Below are 19,918 nucleotides of genomic sequence, written 5' to 3' on the forward strand. Positions count from 1 at the left end.
CCGTCACTGGCTACCTTTACGCAGCTTGTTTCTCTGCTGATATATCTCTGCCGACTCGCGGACAAACCCGGCGTTCACCGTAGCGTGCCAGGTATGCTCCAGTTCATCGGCAATAGCCTGCAGCTCAGCGAACGAAGAACGAAACGGACGTAGCGCGTTGTAGATCTCCAGAATGCGGGCATCCGGGATCGCAATCAGCTCTGCCGCGCGACGGAAATTGCGCGCCACGGCATGACGCTGCATCTGTTCGGCAATCTGCGCCTGGTACTCCAGCGTTTGCTGAGAAATCCGCACATCCTGCGGTCCTACGCGGCCCGCCAGCACATTCTCAAGGGTAATGTCGGTTAGCGGCTTACCGCCAGGAGTCTGGATTTTCTCCGGGCAGCGGGTCGCTAATGGGTAATCCTGCGCGGTCATGATGTTGTCGTTCATGGTCATTCCCTTACCAGTGCAATATGCAGCGTGACGGGCGCAGCATCCTGCACCACGTGTTTGGTTTCTTTGATATGAAACAGCGCGGCCTTGGCCATAAATTTGGGCCGCACCATCTGGTCATTGACCACCGGCACCGGCGAAGGCGACTCTTTACGCGCATAGCGCGCGGCGTTTTTACCAATCTGGCGATAGGTTTCCAGCGTCAGCAGCGGAGCCTGAGAGAACAGCTCGAGGTTGCTCAGCGGCAGCAGATCGCGCTGATGAATCACCGTGGTTCCTTTCGACTGGATACCAATCCCGATGCCTGAACCGCTGAGATTTGCCGCATCCCATGCCATAAAAGAAACATCCGAGGTGCGCAGCACTCTCACCACTCGCGCATGCAGTCCCTCTTCTTCAATTCCGGCAACCAGCTCTTTCAAAATCGCGTTGTGCGGCATATCAATCAGGGTTTTATGCTGATACTTATCAAAGGCCGGGCCGACGCCAATCACCACCTCATCCACGCGTTCGTCCGCTTTAGCCGCCTCGCCTTCGCTTACCTGCAAGGTGAAAACCGGCTTACGTTCAGTTGTGTATTCCACTGTGTTTCGCCTTATTCGATCGAGCCGGGCTGAACCACGCCCGCAATATTTTTAATTTCCGCCCAGCGTTCGGCACTGATGCGATAGCCGGTACCGGGTCCCTGATAATCGTTAATGTCATTGACGGCGCTGACGACATCGAACTGGCGATCCAAAATTGCCGACGTTTGCAGATAATCCCCGGTGATGCGCTGCCTCAGCATGTTGAGGATATTGCTGGCGATATCTTCGAAGCCGCTGCAACTCAACGCGCTGACAATATCCAGCCCGGTGATATTGCGCTTCATCATCTCTTCCACGGCCGCCAGATCCTCCACCACATTGCGCGCGGGCATATCTTTGCTGCCGTGAGCATAAGTGGCAGCCTCCACTTCCTCATCGCTAATCAGCGGCAGGCCCAGTTCGCGGAACACCGCCTGAATGGCGCGTGCGGCCTTATTGCGAATGGCGATGGTTTCTTCTTCAGTCACCGGACGCAGACCGCCGTCAACCATCAGATCGCGTTGCAGAATGTTGTAATCATCGAAATCTTCAGCGTCGAAGTTCGACCCGGCAAACATGTTGTCGTAGTTGGGTACCGCGCTGTAACCGGAGAAAATAAAGTCGGTGCCCGGCAGCATCTGCATCAGAGTGCGGGCAGTTCGGCGAATATCGGAGTGGGAAAAGGTCTGATCATTGGCGGAGGCCACTTCAAGGTCGAGCATTGAGGCAATCAGGTTTTCCGCCAGCACCGCGCGGATCCCCGACGGCACAGCGCCGGTCATGCCGATACAGCTGACCGCGCCGTTTTGCAGCCCCTGTACGCCCGCGCCTTTGGTGATAAAAATGCAGCGCGACTCCAGATAAAGCATCGATTTACTTTCGGAGTAGCCCATCAGCGCTTCCGAGCCGGTGCCGGAGGTGTAGCGCATTTTCAGGCCACGCGACGCATAAGCCGAGGCGAGAAACGCTTTGGACCACGGCGTGTCATCGCCATCGGTAAACACCGATTCTGTGCCATAGACCGACACCGTTTCGGCGTAGCTGGTTAGCCCGCGCATTCCCAGCTCCAGCTCAGTGGCCTCTTCAACAGAACATTGCGTCAGCACACCGGGGCGACCACACTGGGAACCCACCAGCAGCGCCAGGGCGTTAAACGGCGCGTAGCGGGCGATCCCGACCGTCGTTTCCTGCTCGGAAAAGCCACGGATCCCCGCTTCAGCCGCGTCGGCAGCAATCTGTACCGGGTTATCTTTCAGGTTGGTCACGTGGCACTGATTAGAGGGCGTTCGTCTGGCGCGCATTTTTTGCAGCGCCATCATCATCTCCACCACGTTCATTTGCGCCATTACCTCCACCGCTTTCGCTGGGGTGATAGCAGTGGTAATGGCAATTATCTCTTCCCGGCTGACGTGGATATCCACCAGCATTCTGGCGATCTCCAGCGCGTCGAGCTGCATGGCGCGCTCTACCTCGGCCACGTTAATGGCGTAGTCGGCAATGAAACGGTCAATCATGTCGAACTCGGCGCGACTTTTGCCGTCCAGCTCAACAATACGACCCTTTTCCACCTTCACCGACGAAGCCGGATCGTAGGGGCTTTCCATGGCGATCAGCCCCTCTTCAGGCCATTCGCCAATCAGGCCATCCTGATTTACAGGGCGCTTCGCAAGCACTTCGAATCGTTTTGATCTTCTCATAGTTTATGGACTCAAAAGATAAAAAATAGGGACGCCGGGCCGCATTGCCGGGGACACAACACCCGGCATTCGCCTTTCATCAGCAATGGCCGAACTCTAAATGAGCAGGACAATAAAAAAATAAAATTAATTTCGTTCCAATTTGGCACCGAATAAAAACGCATCGTTTCATATTGAAACGCAGCTCAGGAATATCCGCCGTGAATTGTGACGAGGTTAAATGATCATTATCAATAAACGTAAAAATGGGAAGATGAATTTAAATTTCCTGAAATGCATGCCCTATTGACTTAATAACGTGCGGCGAGAAAATAAGGTAAAGCCAATGATAAAAATAGCTGTCGCGCGATATTTTTCGTGACCTCAGCCCTACAATATTTTCAGGAGAGACTGTGAATAAAAGCCAACAAATCGCCACCATTACGCTGGCGGCTGCAAAGAAAATGGCGCAGGCCGTCGAGGCTAAAGCTTTTGATATCAACGTTCCGGTGGTCTTTTCTGTGGTGGATCGCGGCGGAAACACGCTGCTGATGCACCGTATGGACGACGCGTTTGTCACCAGTTGTGATATCTCTCTTAATAAAGCGTATACCGCCTGCTGCCTGCGCCAGGGCACCCATGAAATTACTGATGCGGTACAACCTGGCGCTTCGCTATATGGTTTGCAGCTTACCAACCAACAGCGCATCGTTATTTTCGGTGGCGGTTTACCCGTCATGTTAAATGGGGAATTAATTGGAGCCATTGGCGTTAGCGGCGGCACCGTCGAACAAGACAGATTATTAGCAGAAACCGCGCTAAGTTGTTTCTCTGAATTATAATTCAAATCTAAGAAGGTATATTATGAGCTATCGTATGTTTGATTACCTGGTGCCAAATGTGAACTTCTTTGGCCCCAATGCTATTTCCGTTGTTGGCGAACGCTGCAAACTGTTAGGCGGTAAAAAAGCGCTACTGGTTACTGATAAAGGTCTGCGGGCTATTAAAGACGGTGCAGTAGATAAAACCCTCGCCCATCTGCGTGAGGCCGGTATTGACGTGGTGGTTTTTGACGGCGTTGAACCGAATCCCAAAGACACCAACGTGCGTGACGGTCTGGACGTCTTTCGCAAAGAGCATTGCGATATCATCGTTACCGTCGGCGGCGGTAGTCCACATGACTGCGGTAAAGGCATCGGTATCGCGGCGACCCACGAAGGCGATCTCTATAGCTATGCCGGGATTGAAACTCTGACCAATCCACTGCCGCCGATCGTCGCGGTGAATACCACTGCCGGTACCGCCAGCGAGGTCACCCGCCACTGTGTGCTGACCAATACCAAAACCAAAGTGAAGTTTGTGATTGTCAGCTGGCGCAACCTGCCGTCGGTCTCCATTAACGATCCGCTGCTGATGCTCGGCAAACCCGCCCCGCTGACCGCAGCGACCGGGATGGACGCCCTGACCCACGCCGTGGAAGCCTATATTTCCAAAGATGCCAACCCGGTTACCGACGCCGCCGCTATCCAGGCTATTCGTCTCATCGCGCGTAACTTGCGCCAGGCCGTAGCACTGGGCAGCAACCTGAAAGCACGCGAAAACATGGCCTACGCCTCTTTGTTGGCCGGCATGGCCTTTAACAACGCCAACCTTGGCTACGTTCACGCGATGGCGCATCAGCTTGGCGGTCTGTACGACATGCCGCACGGCGTGGCGAATGCCGTACTGCTGCCGCACGTGGCGCGCTATAACCTGATCGCTAACCCGGAAAAATTTGCCGATATCGCAGAATTTATGGGCGAAAACACTGACGGCCTTTCCACCATGGATGCCGCCGAACTGGCCATTCACGCCATTGCCCGTCTCTCCGCCGACATCGGTATTCCGCAGCATCTGCGCGACCTGGGCGTCAAAGAAGCCGATTTCCCGTACATGGCGGAAATGGCGCTGAAAGACGGCAACGCCTTCTCTAACCCGCGCAAAGGGAACGAGAAAGAAATCGCCGAGATCTTCCGTCAGGCATTCTGATAACCCAGGGGGCGCAATGTCACTTTCATCACCGGGCGTACATCTGTTTTATCACTCACGCTGGCAGGAGTCTCGCGTGCTTGATGAGCTGTGCTGGGGATTGGAAGAGCAAGGCGTCCCTTGCCGGACAATCTGTTGCGACGAGCATGACTGCGCGCTGGCCCTCAGCAAGCTGGCGGCTAAAAGCTCAACGCTACGCGTGGGTCTTGGGCTCAACGCCAGCGGCGATATTGCCTTAACCCATGCTCAGTTGCCCGAAGATCGGGCACTGGTCCGTGGGCATACTCACGCCGGGGCTGCCCAGCTCCGCACGCTCGGTGCCAATGCCGGTCAACTGGTTAAAGTTCTTCCCTTCAGCGAGATAAAATAAATGTACCGCATCTATACCCGAACCGGCGATAAAGGCACGACCGCGCTATTTGGCGGCAGTCGTGTCGACAAAGACGACATCCGCGTTGAGGCCTATGGTACGGTGGATGAACTGATTTCCCAGCTAGGCGTCTGCTATGCCAGCACGCACCAGGCCGAACTACGCCAGGAGCTGCACGCCATGCAGAAGATGCTGTTTGTACTGGGTGCGGAACTCGCCAGCGATGAGAAAGGACTGACTCGCTTAAAACAGCGTATTGGCGAAGAGGATGTTCAGGCGCTGGAGCAGCTAATTGACCGTAATATGGCGCAAAGCGGCCCGCTCAAAGAGTTTGTTATTCCGGGGAAAAATCTCGCATCGGCACAGCTACACGTTGCGCGAACCCTGACGCGTCGGCTGGAGCGGGTCCTCATCGCGATGAGCAGAACGCTGACGTTACGCGATGAACCCAGGCGTTATATCAACCGACTGTCGGATGCGCTGTTCTCGATGGCGAGAATTGAAGAAACTACTCCAGATGTTTGCGCTTAAACTGGCTGGCATCAATGTCGTATTGCTTCATCTTGCGCCACAGGGTGGTGCGACCAATGTTCAGCAGCTGCGACATCTCCTGCACGCGCCCACTGGTGACGCGAGCGGCATGGATAATCGCCTCTTTTTCGATAGCGGTAAACGTCAGGCTGGCAGGCAGCAGTGAAGACGCCGTCTCCAGACCCGGACGTTCGGCAAACAGATAATCCGGTAGATTGCTCAGCCGAATATGGCCGTTATCACTGCTGATGGCGATGTTTTCGATAATACTGTTCAATTCAAAGTCATTGCCCGGCCACGAATAGGCCACCAGCTGTGCCAGCGCGTCGTCGTCGATCTTCAGACTGGATGAAAAGCGTTTTTTCAGGCTGTTCAGCCGCGTATAAATCAGCGAGGGAATACTGTTACGCCGCGCCCGCAGCGGTGGGATCACTATCTCAAAAGAGTGCAGCGCATAATACAGCTGGCGGCTAAAGCGGTTCTGCTCCACCAGATTGGCGAGATCAACCGTGGTGGTGGCGATCACTTTGACATCCACCGGGATCAGCCGGCGGGCATCCAGGCGGGTGAGTACCCCCTGCTTAATCACCTGTAACAACGCGGATTGCAGCTCCGGCGCCAGATATTCAATTTTTTCCAGAAACAGCGTGCCGCCGTTCGCCAGTTCAAGACGGCTCAGCCGACCGTTTTCATCATCGGTGGGCGCGCTGCCCATAAAATCCTGCCCCAGCACGCTGTTGGCATACAACTGACAGTTCACGGCAATATATGGTCCGCTGGCACGCTCGCTTTCGTTGTGAATAGCCTGACTCAGCAGCTCTTTACCAACCCCCTCTTCTCCACACAGCAGGATCGGGAAACTTCCTCTCGCCGCCTGGCGCCCAAAATGGATCAAGCGGCGGGTTTCAGGATCGTCTGTCGACATCTGCTCAAAGGTGTGGCTCACCTTGCCGAGCTGGCTGGTCATCAACTGGCGCATTTGCTCCACCGGATGCAGCAGCAGGATAAAGCTGTTGCCCTGCTCCTCAACAATCGGTTTCAGGGTAATGACGGCATCAACAAATTGATGCTGGCTTTCAAAAGTGACTTCAACGTGGTTCAGACCGCGGGCATGTTTGATCGCCCGGCGCAGCAGCATGGGTAGATTGAGCAGGTCGTGAATGTTTTTCCCCTGACTGGCCTGCGCGTCAAGATGCAAAAGCAGCGCCGCGCGCGCATTGAGGAACTGCAAAACGCCCTGTTCGTTCCAGGCCATTACGCCATCATCCATGCTCTCCAGCAGGCCGTACATCTGGTTCAAATGTCGATTAGATTCAGCCAGCAGGCTGTCGGTCAGCAAAGAGTTGCCGACTTCTCTGGCAATCGCCAGCGTCAGGGATAAATCAGAAACGCACTCATGCTCCACCAGACAGCACAGCGAGATGGAGCCGAACAGTCGACCATGGTTATCGAAGACCGGCGTCGAGCAGAACGACCAGGGATGCAGCGCCTGTTTAAAGTGCTGATCGCCAGAAGTTTTTGTCGGCTGCCCCGGCATCGTCGCCAGAGAAAGCGCACAGCTGCCAATAATGCTTTCGGCACAGTAACTGCCGTCGCGAAACCCAAGCTCCGCCAGCTGTTCAACCGTCTGCGGATCGCCGCAACGGCTGAGAATACAGGCTGACTCATCCAGAATCAGCAGCGCGCACGGACGGCCATCCATAAACTCCCAGGCATCTTCCAGCGCGGCCTGGGCAATCGTCAGCAGCGCCGTCTTGCGACGACAAATCGACTCAAAGGTCAGCCCTTGCGCCTGATGCGGCGCCTGCCAGGTTTCCCGCTGCATAAACTTGCTGCAACGATGCCATGACTGGGCAATGACCGAAGAGACTTCCTTCCCGATGCTATGCGTGTGCGCCGTCATATCCCTTTCCGCTGTTTAACCATAGACAACCCCTCCGGCAGAGACTGTCAGAGGGGGAGAAGATGCCGGATAAAAACCTACCGACGACTGATTAACGCGCCAGCCACTGCTGTCCCAGCAGGTCTGCCGTCAAAATAGCGGCATGTACGCTTTCAGGCGTTACCGGGAACGGCATATTGTGGATGGTTTCACCTTCTGCACAGGTCGCTTTTGCTACGGCCATGATCTTGCCGTCAACGTCTTCTTTCACGCCCATTTCCGCTAACGTTACCGGCAGGCCTACTTTCTGACAGAAATTCAGCACGGTTTCGATCTCTTCCATCGGGCTGTTTTGCAACACCAGCTGCGCCAGCGTACCAAAGGCGACTTTTTCACCGTGGTACAAATGGTGGCACTCTTCCAGAATCGTAAAGCCGTTGTGGATCGCATGCGCCCCTGCAAGACCGCTGCTTTCAAAGCCGATGCCGCTGAGGTAAGTGTTAGCTTCGACAATACGCTCCAGCGCATCGGTCACCACGCCAGCCTGCGCGGCAAAGCGTGCCTTCTCGCCTTCCGCCAGCAGGGTATCATAGCACAGGCGCGCCAGGCTCAGCGCCGCCACGGTGGACTGTCCGCCCGCCATGCTGGTCGCTCTGGCGTCATAACAGGCTTTCGCTTCAAACCAGGTCGAGAGCGCATCGCCCATCCCGGCCACCAGCAGACGTACCGGCGCTTTAGCAATGATTGCGGTATCCATCACCACCATATCCGGGTTTTTCGGGTAGATCAGATACTCTTCAAACTCACCGGCTTCGGTATAGATTACGGACAGCGCACTGGTTGGCGCATCGGTAGACGCGATAGTCGGGATCACCACCACCGGCAGCTTCTGGTAGTAGCCAATCGCTTTGGCGGTATCCAGCGTTTTCCCGCCGCCAATCCCAACCACACCGCGGCAACCGTGCTGTTTCAAAATGGCAATCAGACGATTAATTTCAGCATGGCTGCATTCGCCGTTGAAGCGTTCCGCGTGGCAGCTAATGTCGTGGTTGTGCAGGCCGTTGAGTACTTTCTCTCCCGCCAGCTTCATCACGAAGTCATCCGCGATCACGAAAAAGCTGTCCGCCAGATTTTTAGCGTATTGACCAAACATGGTGGAAGCGTCAGGACCCTGGAGATATTTGGCTGGAGATTGAATAACTTTTAGCATTCCTTTCATCCTCAAATAAGTACATGTTTTTACATGGTGAGCCCTGGCGTTAACCTGTTTGGCCTGATGCTGATGGCGAAAACGGGAGGTACCGGAGCGATGCAATAACTGTATGGCGAGGCGTGCACAAAAAGATCTTTCGTCTTTTTGTTCTGATATGAAACAGATAAAAACGGACTACGTTTCATATTGGAACGCTTATCCATAAAAAATATAAGGTTTGCGATCCTGATCCGTTCATTTACCGCCAAATATCCAGCACACATGAATCTCACTTTCTCTTTTACCCACTCGCTTGTCTTAAAATCCGCACAAAAAGGCTGACGGTGCCGGATAACCAGCGCCGTTCGCCGGTGAAAAAAGTCGAGCGAGCTCGCATTGTGATCGTTCCTTGCTTTTTTCAGTTTCATTTCGGAACAAAAAACAACAATCACGTTCCGTAATGAAACTCATTTTAAGGTTGTTTTTTTCCGCGCTGACTTCGCCAGAATCTCTTCATCGCCTCCGCACCATGACCTAAGCATTCGGGGGTTTGTCTTTCACTCAACCTCGAGGAGCCGTTATGTCTCAATTCTTTTTTAATCAACGCCCCCATCTCGTGAGCGATGTCATCGACGGTACGATTATCGCCAGCCCGTGGAATAACCTGGCGCGTCTGGAAAGCGATCCGGCCATTCGTATCGTAGTCCGTCGTGATCTCGATAAAAATAACGTGTCGGTCATTTCCGGCGGCGGTTCGGGACACGAACCCGCGCACGTTGGATTTATCGGTAAAGGCATGCTAACCGCTGCGGTCTGCGGCGACGTTTTCGCCTCCCCGAGCGTGGATGCGGTACTGACCGCCATTCAGGCGGTAACCGGTGAAGCGGGCTGTTTGTTGATCGTGAAAAATTACACCGGTGACCGTCTTAATTTCGGTCTCGCCGCCGAGAAAGCGCGTCGCCTTGGCTATAACGTTGAAATGCTGATTGTTGGCGACGACATCTCTCTGCCGGATAACAAACACCCACGCGGCATTGCGGGAACCATCCTGGTGCATAAAATCGCGGGTTACTTTGCCGAACGCGGCTACAACCTCGCCACCGTTCTGCGTGAAGCGCAGTACGCAGCCCACAACACCTTCAGCCTGGGCGTTGCGCTTTCCAGTTGTCATCTGCCGCAAGAAACCGACGCGACCCCGCGTCATCATCCGGGTCACGCGGAGCTAGGGATGGGCATTCACGGCGAGCCAGGTGCTTCGGTTATCGACACTCAGAACAGTGCGCAGGTGGTGAACCTGATGGTGGATAAACTGCTGGCCGCCCTGCCTGAAACCGGCCGTCTGGCGGTGATGATTAACAATCTTGGCGGTGTTTCTGTTGCCGAAATGGCCATCATTACCCGCGAGCTGGCCAGCAGCCCGCTGCACTCGCGTATCGACTGGCTGATTGGCCCGGCCTCGCTGGTCACCGCGCTGGATATGAAAGGCTTTTCTCTCACGGCCATCGTGCTGGAAGAGAGCATCGAAAAAGCGCTGCTCACCGAAGTGGAAACCAGCAACTGGCCGACGCCGGTCCCACCGCGTGAAATCAGTTGTGTTCCGTCATCTCAGCGTAGCGCACGCGTGGAATTCCAGCCCTCGGCAAACGCCCTGGTGGCCGGGATTGTGGAGCTTATCACCGCAACCCTTTCCGATCTGGAGTCCCATCTTAATGCGCTGGATGCCAAAGTCGGCGATGGCGATACCGGTTCAACCTTCGCCGCTGGCGCACGCGAAATTGCCAGCCTACTGCATCGCCAGCAGTTGCCGCTGGATAACCTTGCTACGCTGTTCGCGTTGATTGGCGAACGCCTGACCGTGGTGATGGGCGGTTCCAGCGGTGTGCTGATGTCGATCTTCTTTACCTCAGCCGGACAGAAACTGGAACAGGGAGCAAATATTGTCGAAGCATTAAATACGGGCCTGGCGCAGATGAAGTTCTACGGCGGCGCAGACGAAGGCGATCGCACCATGATTGACGCGCTGCAACCGGCCCTGACTTCACTGCTCGCGCAGCCGCAAAATCTGCAGGCCGCATTCGACGCCGCGCAAGCGGGAGCCGAACGAACCTGTTTGTCGAGTAAAGCCAATGCCGGTCGCGCATCGTATCTGAGCAGCGAAAGTCTGCTCGGCAATATGGACCCCGGCGCACACGCCGTCGCGATGGTGTTTAAAGCGCTGGCGGAGAGTGAATTGGGTTAAATCATAAATGCCTGATGCGCTTCGCGCATCAGGCCTACGAGTACAAACCTATGTAGGCCGGATAAGGCGTTTACGCCGCCATCCGGCAGAACGTTAACGATAAACGCGGAGGCCACCCTCGACGCCACGGCTAAACAGTACCTGCCAAAGCTCGATATCTCGGGCGCGGAAAGCCCCGGCGCAGGCGCATAAATAGTAATTAAACATTCTTCTGAAGGTGGCGGAATAACGTGACGACAGCTCCGGCCAGGCCTGATTAAAGCGCTCGTGCCAGGCCATCAGCGTTTTATCGTAATCGCTGCCAAAGTTATGCCAGTCCTCCATCACAAACCGTGATTCGCTGGCCTCGGCAATATGGGAAATCGACGGTAAGCAACCGTTCGGGAAAATGTATTTGTTGATCCATGGATCGACGCTCATCCCTTTTTTATTGCTACCGATGGTATGCAGCAGGAAGAGCCCGTCCGGTTTTAAACAACGGTCGGCGATGCTGAAATAGGTATCGTAGTTTTTCGGCCCGACGTGTTCAAACATCCCCACGGAGACAATGCGATCGTAGTGTTTATCAAGATCGCGATAATCCTGCAGCAGAATGTTAACGTCCAGCCCTTCACAGCGCTGCTGCGCCATTTTCTGCTGCTCTTTGGAAATGGTAACGCCTTCTACCGCCACGCCATAATGACGCGCCGCATATTCTGCCAACCCGCCCCATCCACAACCGATATCGAGTAAACGCATACCCGGCTTAAGCTGCAGCTTCTCGCAGATCATTTTTAATTTGGCATTTTGCGCATCGTCTAAGGTGGTCGCGTCTTTCCAGTAACCGCAGGAATATTGCATATGCGGATCAAGCATCAGCGCAAAGAGATCGTTACCAATATCATAATGTTCTTTACCGACGATCCATGCGCGGCTCCGTGACTGCAAATTAAACAGGCGTGCGCTGGCAATGCGTAAAATATCTTTCAGATTACCTGGCATCTGCTGGTCGAGTTTTGCTTTCAGGATTTTGCAGAACAGAATATCGAGCCGTTCGCAGTCCCACCAGCCTTCCATATAGCTTTCGCCAAGCCCTAATGAGCCTTGTTGCAATACCCGTTTAAAGAAACCGGTATGATGAAGTTGAATGTCCCAGGCGCGCGAGCCATTAATTCTGATATCCGCTTGCGAAAGCAGCTCTTTTCCCATTCGGGTCCAGTTATCATTTGTTTCATTGACGATGACAGCATCTGAACAAAGCGAGTTCATGGTATTTACCAAAAGTGGGCTAAAAATTATTACGCAAGATTATTATGGAAAAAAGAGTGTATGTATTATGATCCGCGGACAAGATCTATCGAGCAGCGGACACACCATCGGGAGCATTGACGATTCATTTATGGAAACTCTCGCGCAAAAACAGTGGAACTCCTTCCCGGATAACTCCATGACCGAACTGCCGCAGGACGTATTCTTTCGCTCTTATGTCCTGGAAGCCAACCACCATGTACCGCAGCATTCACACTCTTTTATGCAGTTTCATTTCGCCCGCAAAGGCAGCATGCGCATTGATGTTGCCGGTAAGTGCTGGATAATCCCCGCGCATTATGGCATTTGGATCCCAAATAATACGGAGCATGCGGTTTGGGCATTAGATGATGTGTATTTAGAAAATCTGGATATTAAACCGGGCTTTCTTGAAGAGAGCATCAATGAATGCAAAGTAGTGGCTATCAGTGATTTCGCCAGAGAGTTTATTCATTACGCCACGAATTCAATTTCAGGCCATTATGATAGTCAGTCAAAAGAGGGCAAGCTGGTTAGTGTGCTGGTCGATATTATTCTGCAACTCCCGGAAGTCGCTTTTGTATTACCCTGGCCGCAGGATCGTGAATTAACCAAAGTCTGCCGAACAATACAAGAATCCCCCGCACTGGAGCATTCGGTTGAATACTGGGCGCAGCATCTGGGTATGTCTGCCCGTACCTTTTCACGCCATTTCAAAAAAGAAACCGGATTGCCTTTCAGCGTCTGGAAGCAAAAAATGCGTATTCTGGAATCCGTATTAATGCTGAAGAAAAATAAAAGCGTAACCGCCGTGGCGCTCGACGTGGGGTATTCAAGCACCGCGGCATTTAGCTACGCATTCCGCCAGGCGTTTGGCGTTCCGCCGTCTAATTACTGATTAACGGCGCTGATGCCAGTAAGCCGCTGCGCGAACCCGTTGCTGATCGAACGCCTCGGTTTCAAAGCGAGCACTCAGGTTTTTGACCACCTTCCCTTCGCCAGTGATCCAGATGTAATAATCGTCTGCTGGCACGCTTAGCCGCGATAAGTGTTCATTCACCGCCTGCTCGTCATGACCGATAAACCACTGAATAGTAAACCCGTCGAGGTGGGCAAAATAGTCCTGGTATGCTGCATCTTGCACGCTGACCAGCGCCGTGACGTGCGGACGTACCGCTAAACGACTGAGCGACTCCAGGCGTCGGCGCAGCGCGGGCATTCCCGATTCATCACACACATAAACCTGATACGCATAATCCTCTGGCACCACCAAAGAACCGCGCGGTCCGCCAATTGTCAGCTTGTCCCCCTCACGGGCATTCATCGCCCACGTACTTGCCACGCCACCGTCATGGATATAAAAATCCAGCGCCAGCTCATGGCGCGCTTCGTCATACAACGGCGTGTAATCACGGGATAACGGACGTACGCCGTCAGCCCAGACAATGCCTTCATCGGTGACGACAGGCGGCACAAAATGGCTGCCCGGTTCAGGGAAAAAGACCTTGGTATGGTCGTCAAACCCGTGTGAGCTAAAACCGTCCAGAGCGTCCCCGCCCAGTACAATGCGCTGAAAGCCCGCGCTAATACGTTCTACGCGCAGGACGGTAAGTTCCCGAAAGCGCAGTTCATTACGAACGCGCTGGGGGTAGCGTGAGGTGTTTTTTGTCATTTTTTTCGCCTTGTGAAGATAATACGATATATCTAAATACATTTTTAAATGATAATGATTGCTAATCAAGAGGATTGCAAGCACTTTTTTGATATAGTCACCGTCAGATTAGACTGACAGCACCAACCAATAAAAACTGTTAATAATCATCATATTAAACAAAATATAATTTGTAGACTTGCAAGATGACAATTTTTAGATATAAATTAGATATATCTAAACAACATCAGGAGACGATGATGCAAAACCATCATGAAGGTTGCTGCAAACATACTGAGCACCAACACGAAGGCTGCTGCAAGGGTGAAGGACATCACCACGAAGGCCGCCACAACGAGCACCATGCAGGTTGCTGCAAAGGTGAAGAACATCGCCATGAAGGCTGTAACAAAGAACATCACCACGAACAGGGTTGTGGGCACCGTCGCGGGGGCGGTGGTCGTCGCCAACGCTTCTTCGGTCACGGAGAATTACGCCTGGTCATTCTGGATATCCTGACCCGCGACGCCAGCCACGGCTATGAGCTGATTAAAGCAATTGAAACCCTGACTCAGGGTAACTATACCCCGAGCCCGGGCGTTATCTATCCGACGCTGGATTTCTTGCAGGATCAGGCACTGATCACCATCAGCGACGAGGAAGGTGGGCGTAAACAGATTGCGATCACGACTCAGGGCCAGCAATGGCTGGATGAAAACCGTGAGCATCTGGAACATATCCACGAACGTATTAAAGCCCGCTGCGTGGGTTTTGAATTACGCAAGAATCCGCAGATGAAACGCGCGCTGGAAAACTTCAAAGCCGTGCTGGACCTACGGGTTAATCATGGTGATACCAGCGATGCGCAGATCAAAAAAATCATCGGTATTATCGATCGCGCTGCGCTGGATATTACTCAGCTGGATTAATTTACACTGCAGGCGGGACCCGTTTGCCCGCCGTTCCGCCTGTAGGGTTTATATTAATGTAGCACCGTGACAGCATCTTCCAGTCGACCAGCGCGATGCTTCACCATCGCAGAAATCTGGGCGCTCTCTTCAACCAGTTCGGCGTTTTTCTGCGTAATATTGCTCAGTTCATCCACTGCCCGAGTCAGGCTGGAAAGGCCATCTGACTGCTCCAGCGTTGAGTGGCTGATTTGGGCGATCAGCTGAGTGACGTTTTGCACCTGCGCCACAATATCGTCCATCGTGCGCCCTGCAGCGTGAACCTGATCGGAGCCGGACTGCACTTTATCGGCGCTGGCATCAATCAGCTTGCGGATATCATTGGCCGCACTGGCGCTGCGACTGGCAAGATGACGCACTTCTCCCGCCACCACGGCGAACCCTTTCCCTTGCTCACCTGCCCGTGCAGCTTCAACGGCGGCGTTCAAAGCCAGAATGTTGGTCTGGAAAGCAATATCGTTAATCAGCGTCGTAATGGTGCCGATCCTCTGGGTGCTGTTGGCGATATCGTCCATGGTTTTGATGACGGTATCCATCGCCTCACCGCCGTGCGTTGCCGCGCTGCTGGCGGCGATGGAGAGTTTATCGGCTGCGGCGGCGGTCTCAGAGTTTTGTTTTACCGATGCCGCCATCTGATTCATGGTGGTCACCGTTTCCTGCACATTCTCTACGGTCTGCTGCGTATGCTTGTTTAAATCATCACTGCCTTTCGCCAGCGTTTCACTGTCGCTGCGTACACAACTCACCTGGCTGGAGACATCATGGATGAGCCAACGGCACATTAGCCCCAGTTGCCCGACCGCTCGCAGCATCAGGCCCAGCTCATCACTGCGGTTAAGATGCGACACGCTGTTCCGCTCACCGGTCGCCACTTTAAGCGCCTGACGGGCGACATTCTCAATAGGACGCACAATCTGCCATTCGAAAATAGCCGTTCCTAAAAGCATCACCAACACGCTCGTCAGCAGTAACGGCCATTCGGCGCCCATTTGCTGCAATGCGGCCGCCAGTAAAATAAACATAAACGCCATTACGCTGCGCACTCGCCAGCGAATCGGCAGCGCCGGGAATTTACCCAACCAGCCTTTGCGTACCACCAGGCCTTTATGAATTCGTCGATTGCAACGCCCTTCATTCAGCGCTTTATATAAAGGCTCTACCGCCGCAATCTCCTCGTCAGTTGCCCGGGTACGGATCGACATATACCCGGTTACACGCCCTTCCCGCACCATCGGCACCGCATTGGCCCTTACCCAGTAGTGATCGCCATTCTTACGCCGGTTTTTCACAATCCCGCTCCATGGCTCACCCTGCTTCAGGGTGTACCACATATCCGCAAACGCCGCTTTTGGCATGTCCGGATGACGAACCAGGTTGTGCGGTTTTTCGAGCAATTCATTTAGTTGATAGCCACTGACCTGGACAAAGGTATCGTTCGCATGGGTGATATAGCTTTGTAAATCGGTAGTCGACATGAGGGTGATATCATCATCCAGCGGTGTATTTTGCTGACTAACGTAGGGATGAGAAGACATGATTGCGTCCTGTGCAGGTTATCTGGTTGTTAACTCTTTCGGCTTATGTTATTTCGGCGATAATTTTTTTATCTTTAGTTGTTAAATTTGATTTAGATCGCAATTTGCGATTAAACCTCAAAATTTGTACGCATTCTAATCCATTGATTTAAAATACTTTCAATCAGAAACTATTCAATTTCACTTCTACCAATGCACCGTCACAGGGCGAATATTGCTCATTTTTAGCGCAGAAAAGGGGTTTTCCGATCTGTTTTCTCAGTCTGAACATGGGCAAAATGCCAGCAAATGTTAAGCGCTGGCATTAAATATTGCGTAAATGAGATGTTTCCTGGTGTTTATCCCGATTTTTGCTAAGCGCGCCGGAATGGCGCAATCCCTGCAATACTTAAATCAGTATCATGTGATACGCGAGCTCCGGGAGCATATTTTGAACAGGTTACCTTCCAGCGCATCGGCCCTGGCCTGCAGCGCACACGCACTGAATCTCATCGAAAAGCGCACGCTTGATCATGAGGAAATGAAATCATTAAACCGAGAGGTGATTGAATACTTCAAGGAGCATGTCAATCCGGGGTTCTTAGAGTATCGAAAATCTGTAACAGCAGGCGGGGATTACGGAGCCGTAGAGTGGCAAGCGGGAAGCCTGAATACGCTTGTCGACACCCAGGGGCAGGAGTTCGTCGATTGCCTGGGTGGTTTTGGAATTTTCAACGTGGGGCACCGTAATCCAGTCGTGGTTTCCGCCGTACAGAATCAACTCGCGAAACAACCTCTGCATAGCCAGGAGCTACTCGACCCTCTGCGGGCCATGCTGGCAAAAACCCTCGCCGCACTGGCCCCAGGTAAGCTGAAATACAGTTTTTTCTGTAACAGCGGGACCGAGTCGGTTGAAGCCGCTCTGAAGCTGGCGAAAGCGTATCAATCACCGCGCGGTAAATTTACGTTTATTGCCACCAGCGGCGCATTCCACGGTAAATCGCTGGGCGCGCTGTCCGCCACGGCTAAATCCACCTTCCGCAAACCCTTTATGCCGCTGCTGCCGGGTTTCCGCCATGTACCGTTTGGCGATATTAACGCGATGCGCACCGTGCTCAGCGAGTGTAAAAAAACCGGTGACGACGTCGCTGCCGTGATCCTCGAACCGATCCAGGGTGAAGGAGGCGTGATCCTGCCGCCGCAAGGTTATTTAACCGCCGTTCGTAAACTTTGCGATGAGTTTGGCGCGCTAATGATCCTTGACGAAGTGCAGACCGGCATGGGTCGTACTGGCAAAATGTTCGCCTGCGAACACGAAAACGTGCAGCCCGACATTATGTGCCTGGCTAAAGCGCTGGGCGGCGGCGTGATGCCCATTGGCGCAACCATTGCCACCGAAGAGGTATTCTCCGTCCTGTTCGACAATCCTTTCCTGCATACCACCACGTTTGGCGGCAACCCGCTTGCTTGCGCGGCTGCGCTGGCCACCATTAACGTCCTGCTGGAGCAAAATTTACCGGCTCAGGCGGAGCAGAAAGGCGATATGTTGCTGGATGGTTTCCGCCAGCTTGCGCGGGAATACCCGGACCTGGTACATGATGTACGCGGTAAGGGCATGCTGATGGCGATTGAGTTTGTTGATAATGAAATCGGCTATAACTTTGCCAGTGAGATGTTCCGCCAGCGGGTGCTGGTAGCCGGCACGCTGAACAATGCAAAGACGATCCGTATCGAACCGCCGTTGACGTTAACGATCGAGCAATGCGATCTGGTATTGCGAGCAACGCGCAAAGCCCTGGCAGCATTACGGGTGAGCGTGGAGCAGGTGTAACAACCTTACCCGGCCTATAAAAGATACCCTTTTGTAGGCCGGATAAGGCGTAGCCGCCATCCGGCAATTAGCCTAACTCAAACAATCCGCACACCCACAGGCATCACCCGTTCTGGCGTTAACAGCACGCTTTCGCTGCCATCATCCGTCTCAGCGCACAGCAGCATACACTCAGATGTTTCACCGCGCATTTTGGCCTTTTGCAGGTTACACAGCACCACTACCGTTTTCCCCATTAGCTCCTCTTCGCTGTAATAAGGAACCAGGCTGGTCACGGTTTGCAGCGTACGCTCTCCAACATCTACCTGTACGATATACAGCTTATCGGCATTGTCATGGCGCTTTACCTGTGCGATTTTTCCAACACGTATTTCCATTCGGGCAAAATCAGCAAATGCGACGATATCCATTGTTTTCTCCTCTGGTAAAATTTTACTAAATACTAGCAAAATATTTTCCAGGCATTGTTCTCAAAAGCGGGAAAATGACGTACTCATCACACTCTGAAAGCCCGGTTTTACCCCGAGCATGTCAATTAAACATGCTTTTTTTACTGAAAACAGATGAATAGATAAGCACTTCATTTACAATGCGCAGGTAACTCAGGGAAAAGGCAAACATGGCAACACTTAAAGACATCGCAATCGAAGCTGGCGTGTCCCTGGCGACAGTGTCCCGGGTTTTAAACGATGACCCCACGCTGAATGTAAAAGAAGAGACTAAGCATCGCATTCTGGAGATCGCGGAAAAGCTGGAGTACAAAACCAGCAGCGCCCGTAAGAACCAGACCAATGCGCTCGGCCCCCAGCATATTCTGGCGCTCTACAGCTATCAGCAGGATTTGGAAATCAACGATCCTTACTACCTCGCGATCCGCCATGGGATTGAAACCCAGTGTGAGAAACTCGGGATCGAACTGACCAACTGCTATGAGCACAGTGGACTGCCGGAGAGCAAACACATTACCGGCATTCTTATTGTCGGCAAGCCTTCTCCCGCTCTGCGCGAGGCGGCAACAGCGCTTACCGACAACATCTGCTTTATCGATTTCCATGAACCCGGCAGCGAATATGACGCCGTCGATATCGATCTGGCCCGCATCAGCAAAGAGAGCATCGACTTTTTCATTGCCCAGGGCGTCACCCGCATTGGCTTCATCGGTGGTGAAGACCAGCCGGGCAAGGCCGATATCCGCGAAGCCGCGTTTGTCGAATACGGTCGTCTCCAGCAGGTCGTTTCTGAACAGGACATCTATCGCGGCGGTTTCTCCAGTTCATCAGGCTATGAACTGGCTAAAGAAATGCTGGCAAAACCCGACTATCCCAGCGCCCTGTTTGTGGCTTCAGATTCGATTGCTATTGGCGTTCTGCGCGCCATCCACGAGCGTGGTCTGAACATTCCACAGGATATTTCGCTGATAAGCGTTAATGATATTCCAACGGCGCGTTTCACCTTTCCTCCGCTTTCCACCGTTCGCATTCATTCTGAAATGATGGGCAGTCAGGGCGTCAACCTGCTTTTCGAGAAAGCCCGCGACGGGCGTGCGCTTCCCCTGCTGGTTTTTGTTCCCAGCAAGCTGAAACTGCGCGGCACCACCCGCTAAAATCCCCCGTTAACCCGCCCGGTTTCTTCTGATGCCGGGCGCGCATTGTCATGCATTCTTTTCTGCGTCCGAATTATTTTCGTGATCCAGTTAAAGTAAATCACTTCATTCGCTATATTTTAGTAAAACTTTTACTAAAATCACCATCAATTACACTTACTCACCA

At 53.1% G+C, this 19,918-nt stretch carries 18 protein-coding genes; 9 read left to right on the top strand and 9 right to left on the bottom strand.

What is annotated here, in order from left to right; genetic code table 11:
- Positions 1 to 3: 3 nt before the first annotated feature.
- From LA337_20270 to LA337_20280, 3 genes are read right to left on the bottom strand one after another with little or no spacing between them, the layout of a single operon-like run.
- Positions 4 to 432 carry a diol dehydratase small subunit gene (locus LA337_20270; protein ID UBI15468.1) on the bottom strand — a complete coding sequence of 143 codons (429 nt, stop codon included), beginning with the start codon at positions 430 to 432 and terminating at the stop codon, positions 4 to 6.
- A 2-nt stretch (positions 433 to 434) separates the two neighbouring features.
- Complete coding sequence (locus LA337_20275) at positions 435 to 1,019, bottom strand: propanediol/glycerol family dehydratase medium subunit (protein ID UBI15469.1); 585 nt, start codon at positions 1,017 to 1,019, stop codon at positions 435 to 437.
- A gap of 11 nt (positions 1,020 to 1,030) precedes the next feature.
- Positions 1,031 to 2,698, bottom strand: a complete 1,668-nt coding sequence (locus tag LA337_20280) for a propanediol/glycerol family dehydratase large subunit (protein UBI15470.1) — start codon at positions 2,696 to 2,698, stop codon at positions 1,031 to 1,033.
- A gap of 392 nt (positions 2,699 to 3,090) precedes the next feature.
- Here LA337_20280 and LA337_20285 point away from each other — a divergent pair, with 392 nt between their 5' ends.
- Genes LA337_20285 through LA337_20300 form a run of 4 tightly spaced genes read left to right on the top strand, consistent with a single transcriptional unit; the run spans position 3,091 to position 5,606 of the window.
- Positions 3,091 to 3,519, top strand: a complete 429-nt coding sequence (locus LA337_20285; protein ID UBI15471.1) for a heme-binding protein — start codon at positions 3,091 to 3,093, stop codon at positions 3,517 to 3,519.
- A 22-nt stretch (positions 3,520 to 3,541) separates the two neighbouring features.
- Positions 3,542 to 4,705, top strand: coding sequence for a 1,3-propanediol dehydrogenase (gene dhaT, locus LA337_20290; GenBank protein ID UBI15472.1), 1,164 nt, complete (start codon positions 3,542 to 3,544; stop codon positions 4,703 to 4,705).
- 16 nt (positions 4,706 to 4,721) lie between these two features.
- Entirely contained in the window at positions 4,722 to 5,075 is a 354-nt protein-coding gene (locus tag LA337_20295) for a glycerol dehydratase reactivase beta/small subunit family protein (protein UBI15473.1), read from the top strand.
- Positions 5,076 to 5,606, top strand: a complete 531-nt coding sequence (locus LA337_20300; protein ID UBI15474.1) for a cob(I)yrinic acid a,c-diamide adenosyltransferase — start codon at positions 5,076 to 5,078, stop codon at positions 5,604 to 5,606.
- Here the strand turns inward: LA337_20300 and dhaR are convergent.
- The gene (gene dhaR, locus LA337_20305) at positions 5,584 to 7,509 is read right to left on the bottom strand and encodes a PTS-dependent dihydroxyacetone kinase operon transcriptional regulator DhaR (GenBank protein ID UBI15475.1); all 1,926 of its coding nucleotides are present in this window, start codon (positions 7,507 to 7,509) and stop codon (positions 5,584 to 5,586) included. The two genes, LA337_20300 and dhaR, sit on opposite strands and share 23 nt — an antisense overlap.
- 91 nt (positions 7,510 to 7,600) lie before the next feature.
- A complete protein-coding gene (locus LA337_20310) occupies positions 7,601 to 8,698 on the bottom strand; it encodes a glycerol dehydrogenase (GenBank protein UBI15476.1) in 1,098 nt (365 codons plus the stop codon).
- Between the two features lie 562 nt (positions 8,699 to 9,260).
- Here LA337_20310 and LA337_20315 point away from each other — a divergent pair.
- Entirely contained in the window at positions 9,261 to 10,919 is a 1,659-nt protein-coding gene (locus tag LA337_20315) for a glycerone kinase (protein UBI15477.1), read from the top strand.
- A gap of 93 nt (positions 10,920 to 11,012) precedes the next feature.
- On the opposite strand, the gene cfa is transcribed toward LA337_20315, so the two are convergent.
- The gene (gene cfa / locus LA337_20320) at positions 11,013 to 12,167 is read right to left on the bottom strand and encodes a cyclopropane fatty acyl phospholipid synthase (protein ID UBI15478.1); all 1,155 of its coding nucleotides are present in this window, start codon (positions 12,165 to 12,167) and stop codon (positions 11,013 to 11,015) included.
- A 130-nt stretch (positions 12,168 to 12,297) separates the two neighbouring features.
- Between cfa and LA337_20325 the strand changes: the two genes are divergently transcribed.
- Entirely contained in the window at positions 12,298 to 13,083 is a 786-nt protein-coding gene (locus tag LA337_20325; GenBank protein ID UBI15479.1) for a helix-turn-helix transcriptional regulator, read from the top strand.
- Here the strand turns inward: LA337_20325 and LA337_20330 are convergent, their stop codons facing one another.
- Positions 13,084 to 13,857 carry a siderophore-interacting protein gene (locus LA337_20330; GenBank protein UBI15480.1) on the bottom strand — a complete coding sequence of 258 codons (774 nt, stop codon included), beginning with the start codon at positions 13,855 to 13,857 and terminating at the stop codon, positions 13,084 to 13,086.
- A gap of 236 nt (positions 13,858 to 14,093) precedes the next feature.
- Here LA337_20330 and LA337_20335 point away from each other — a divergent pair, with 236 nt between their 5' ends.
- Positions 14,094 to 14,765, top strand: coding sequence for a helix-turn-helix transcriptional regulator (locus LA337_20335; protein ID UBI15481.1), 672 nt, complete (start codon positions 14,094 to 14,096; stop codon positions 14,763 to 14,765).
- A gap of 53 nt (positions 14,766 to 14,818) precedes the next feature.
- Here the strand turns inward: LA337_20335 and LA337_20340 are convergent, their stop codons facing one another.
- Entirely contained in the window at positions 14,819 to 16,339 is a 1,521-nt protein-coding gene (locus LA337_20340; protein UBI15482.1) for a methyl-accepting chemotaxis protein, read from the bottom strand.
- A gap of 430 nt (positions 16,340 to 16,769) precedes the next feature.
- On the opposite strand from LA337_20340, the gene ygjG reads away from it, so the two are divergent.
- The gene (ygjG, locus tag LA337_20345) at positions 16,770 to 18,149 is read left to right on the top strand and encodes a putrescine aminotransferase (protein ID UBI15483.1); all 1,380 of its coding nucleotides are present in this window, start codon (positions 16,770 to 16,772) and stop codon (positions 18,147 to 18,149) included.
- A gap of 77 nt (positions 18,150 to 18,226) precedes the next feature.
- On the opposite strand, the gene LA337_20350 is transcribed toward ygjG, so the two are convergent.
- Entirely contained in the window at positions 18,227 to 18,559 is a 333-nt protein-coding gene (locus LA337_20350; protein UBI15484.1) for a tRNA-binding protein, read from the bottom strand.
- 209 nt (positions 18,560 to 18,768) lie between these two features.
- Here LA337_20350 and ebgR point away from each other — a divergent pair, with 209 nt between their 5' ends.
- Positions 18,769 to 19,752, top strand: a complete 984-nt coding sequence (gene ebgR, locus LA337_20355) for a transcriptional regulator EbgR (protein ID UBI15485.1) — start codon at positions 18,769 to 18,771, stop codon at positions 19,750 to 19,752.
- Positions 19,753 to 19,918: the final 166 nt, after the last annotated feature.

The sequence above is a fragment of the Citrobacter europaeus genome (assembly GCA_020099315.1).
GTDB classification, from domain to species: Bacteria; Pseudomonadota; Gammaproteobacteria; order Enterobacterales; family Enterobacteriaceae; genus Citrobacter; species Citrobacter europaeus.

What these genes read in the sequence shown, in the direction of transcription:
- LA337_20295 (UBI15473.1), top strand. Translation starts at nt 4,722, where the DNA reads ATGTCACTTTCATCACCGGGCGTACATCTGTTTTATCACTCACGCTGG.
- LA337_20340 (UBI15482.1), bottom strand. Translation starts at nt 16,339, where the DNA reads ATGTCTTCTCATCCCTACGTTAGTCAGCAAAATACACCGCTGGATGAT.
- LA337_20315 (UBI15477.1), top strand. Translation starts at nt 9,261, where the DNA reads ATGTCTCAATTCTTTTTTAATCAACGCCCCCATCTCGTGAGCGATGTC.
- cfa (UBI15478.1), bottom strand. Translation starts at nt 12,167, where the DNA reads ATGAACTCGCTTTGTTCAGATGCTGTCATCGTCAATGAAACAAATGAT.
- LA337_20330 (UBI15480.1), bottom strand. Translation starts at nt 13,857, where the DNA reads ATGACAAAAAACACCTCACGCTACCCCCAGCGCGTTCGTAATGAACTG.
- LA337_20335 (UBI15481.1), top strand. Translation starts at nt 14,094, where the DNA reads ATGATGCAAAACCATCATGAAGGTTGCTGCAAACATACTGAGCACCAA.
- LA337_20325 (UBI15479.1), top strand. Translation starts at nt 12,298, where the DNA reads ATGGAAACTCTCGCGCAAAAACAGTGGAACTCCTTCCCGGATAACTCC.
- LA337_20280 (UBI15470.1), bottom strand. Translation starts at nt 2,698, where the DNA reads ATGAGAAGATCAAAACGATTCGAAGTGCTTGCGAAGCGCCCTGTAAAT.
- ebgR (UBI15485.1), top strand. Translation starts at nt 18,769, where the DNA reads ATGGCAACACTTAAAGACATCGCAATCGAAGCTGGCGTGTCCCTGGCG.
- LA337_20270 (UBI15468.1), bottom strand. Translation starts at nt 432, where the DNA reads ATGAACGACAACATCATGACCGCGCAGGATTACCCATTAGCGACCCGC.
- LA337_20310 (UBI15476.1), bottom strand. Translation starts at nt 8,698, where the DNA reads ATGCTAAAAGTTATTCAATCTCCAGCCAAATATCTCCAGGGTCCTGAC.
- LA337_20350 (UBI15484.1), bottom strand. Translation starts at nt 18,559, where the DNA reads ATGGATATCGTCGCATTTGCTGATTTTGCCCGAATGGAAATACGTGTT.
- dhaR (UBI15475.1), bottom strand. Translation starts at nt 7,509, where the DNA reads ATGACGGCGCACACGCATAGCATCGGGAAGGAAGTCTCTTCGGTCATT.
- LA337_20300 (UBI15474.1), top strand. Translation starts at nt 5,076, where the DNA reads ATGTACCGCATCTATACCCGAACCGGCGATAAAGGCACGACCGCGCTA.
- dhaT (UBI15472.1), top strand. Translation starts at nt 3,542, where the DNA reads ATGAGCTATCGTATGTTTGATTACCTGGTGCCAAATGTGAACTTCTTT.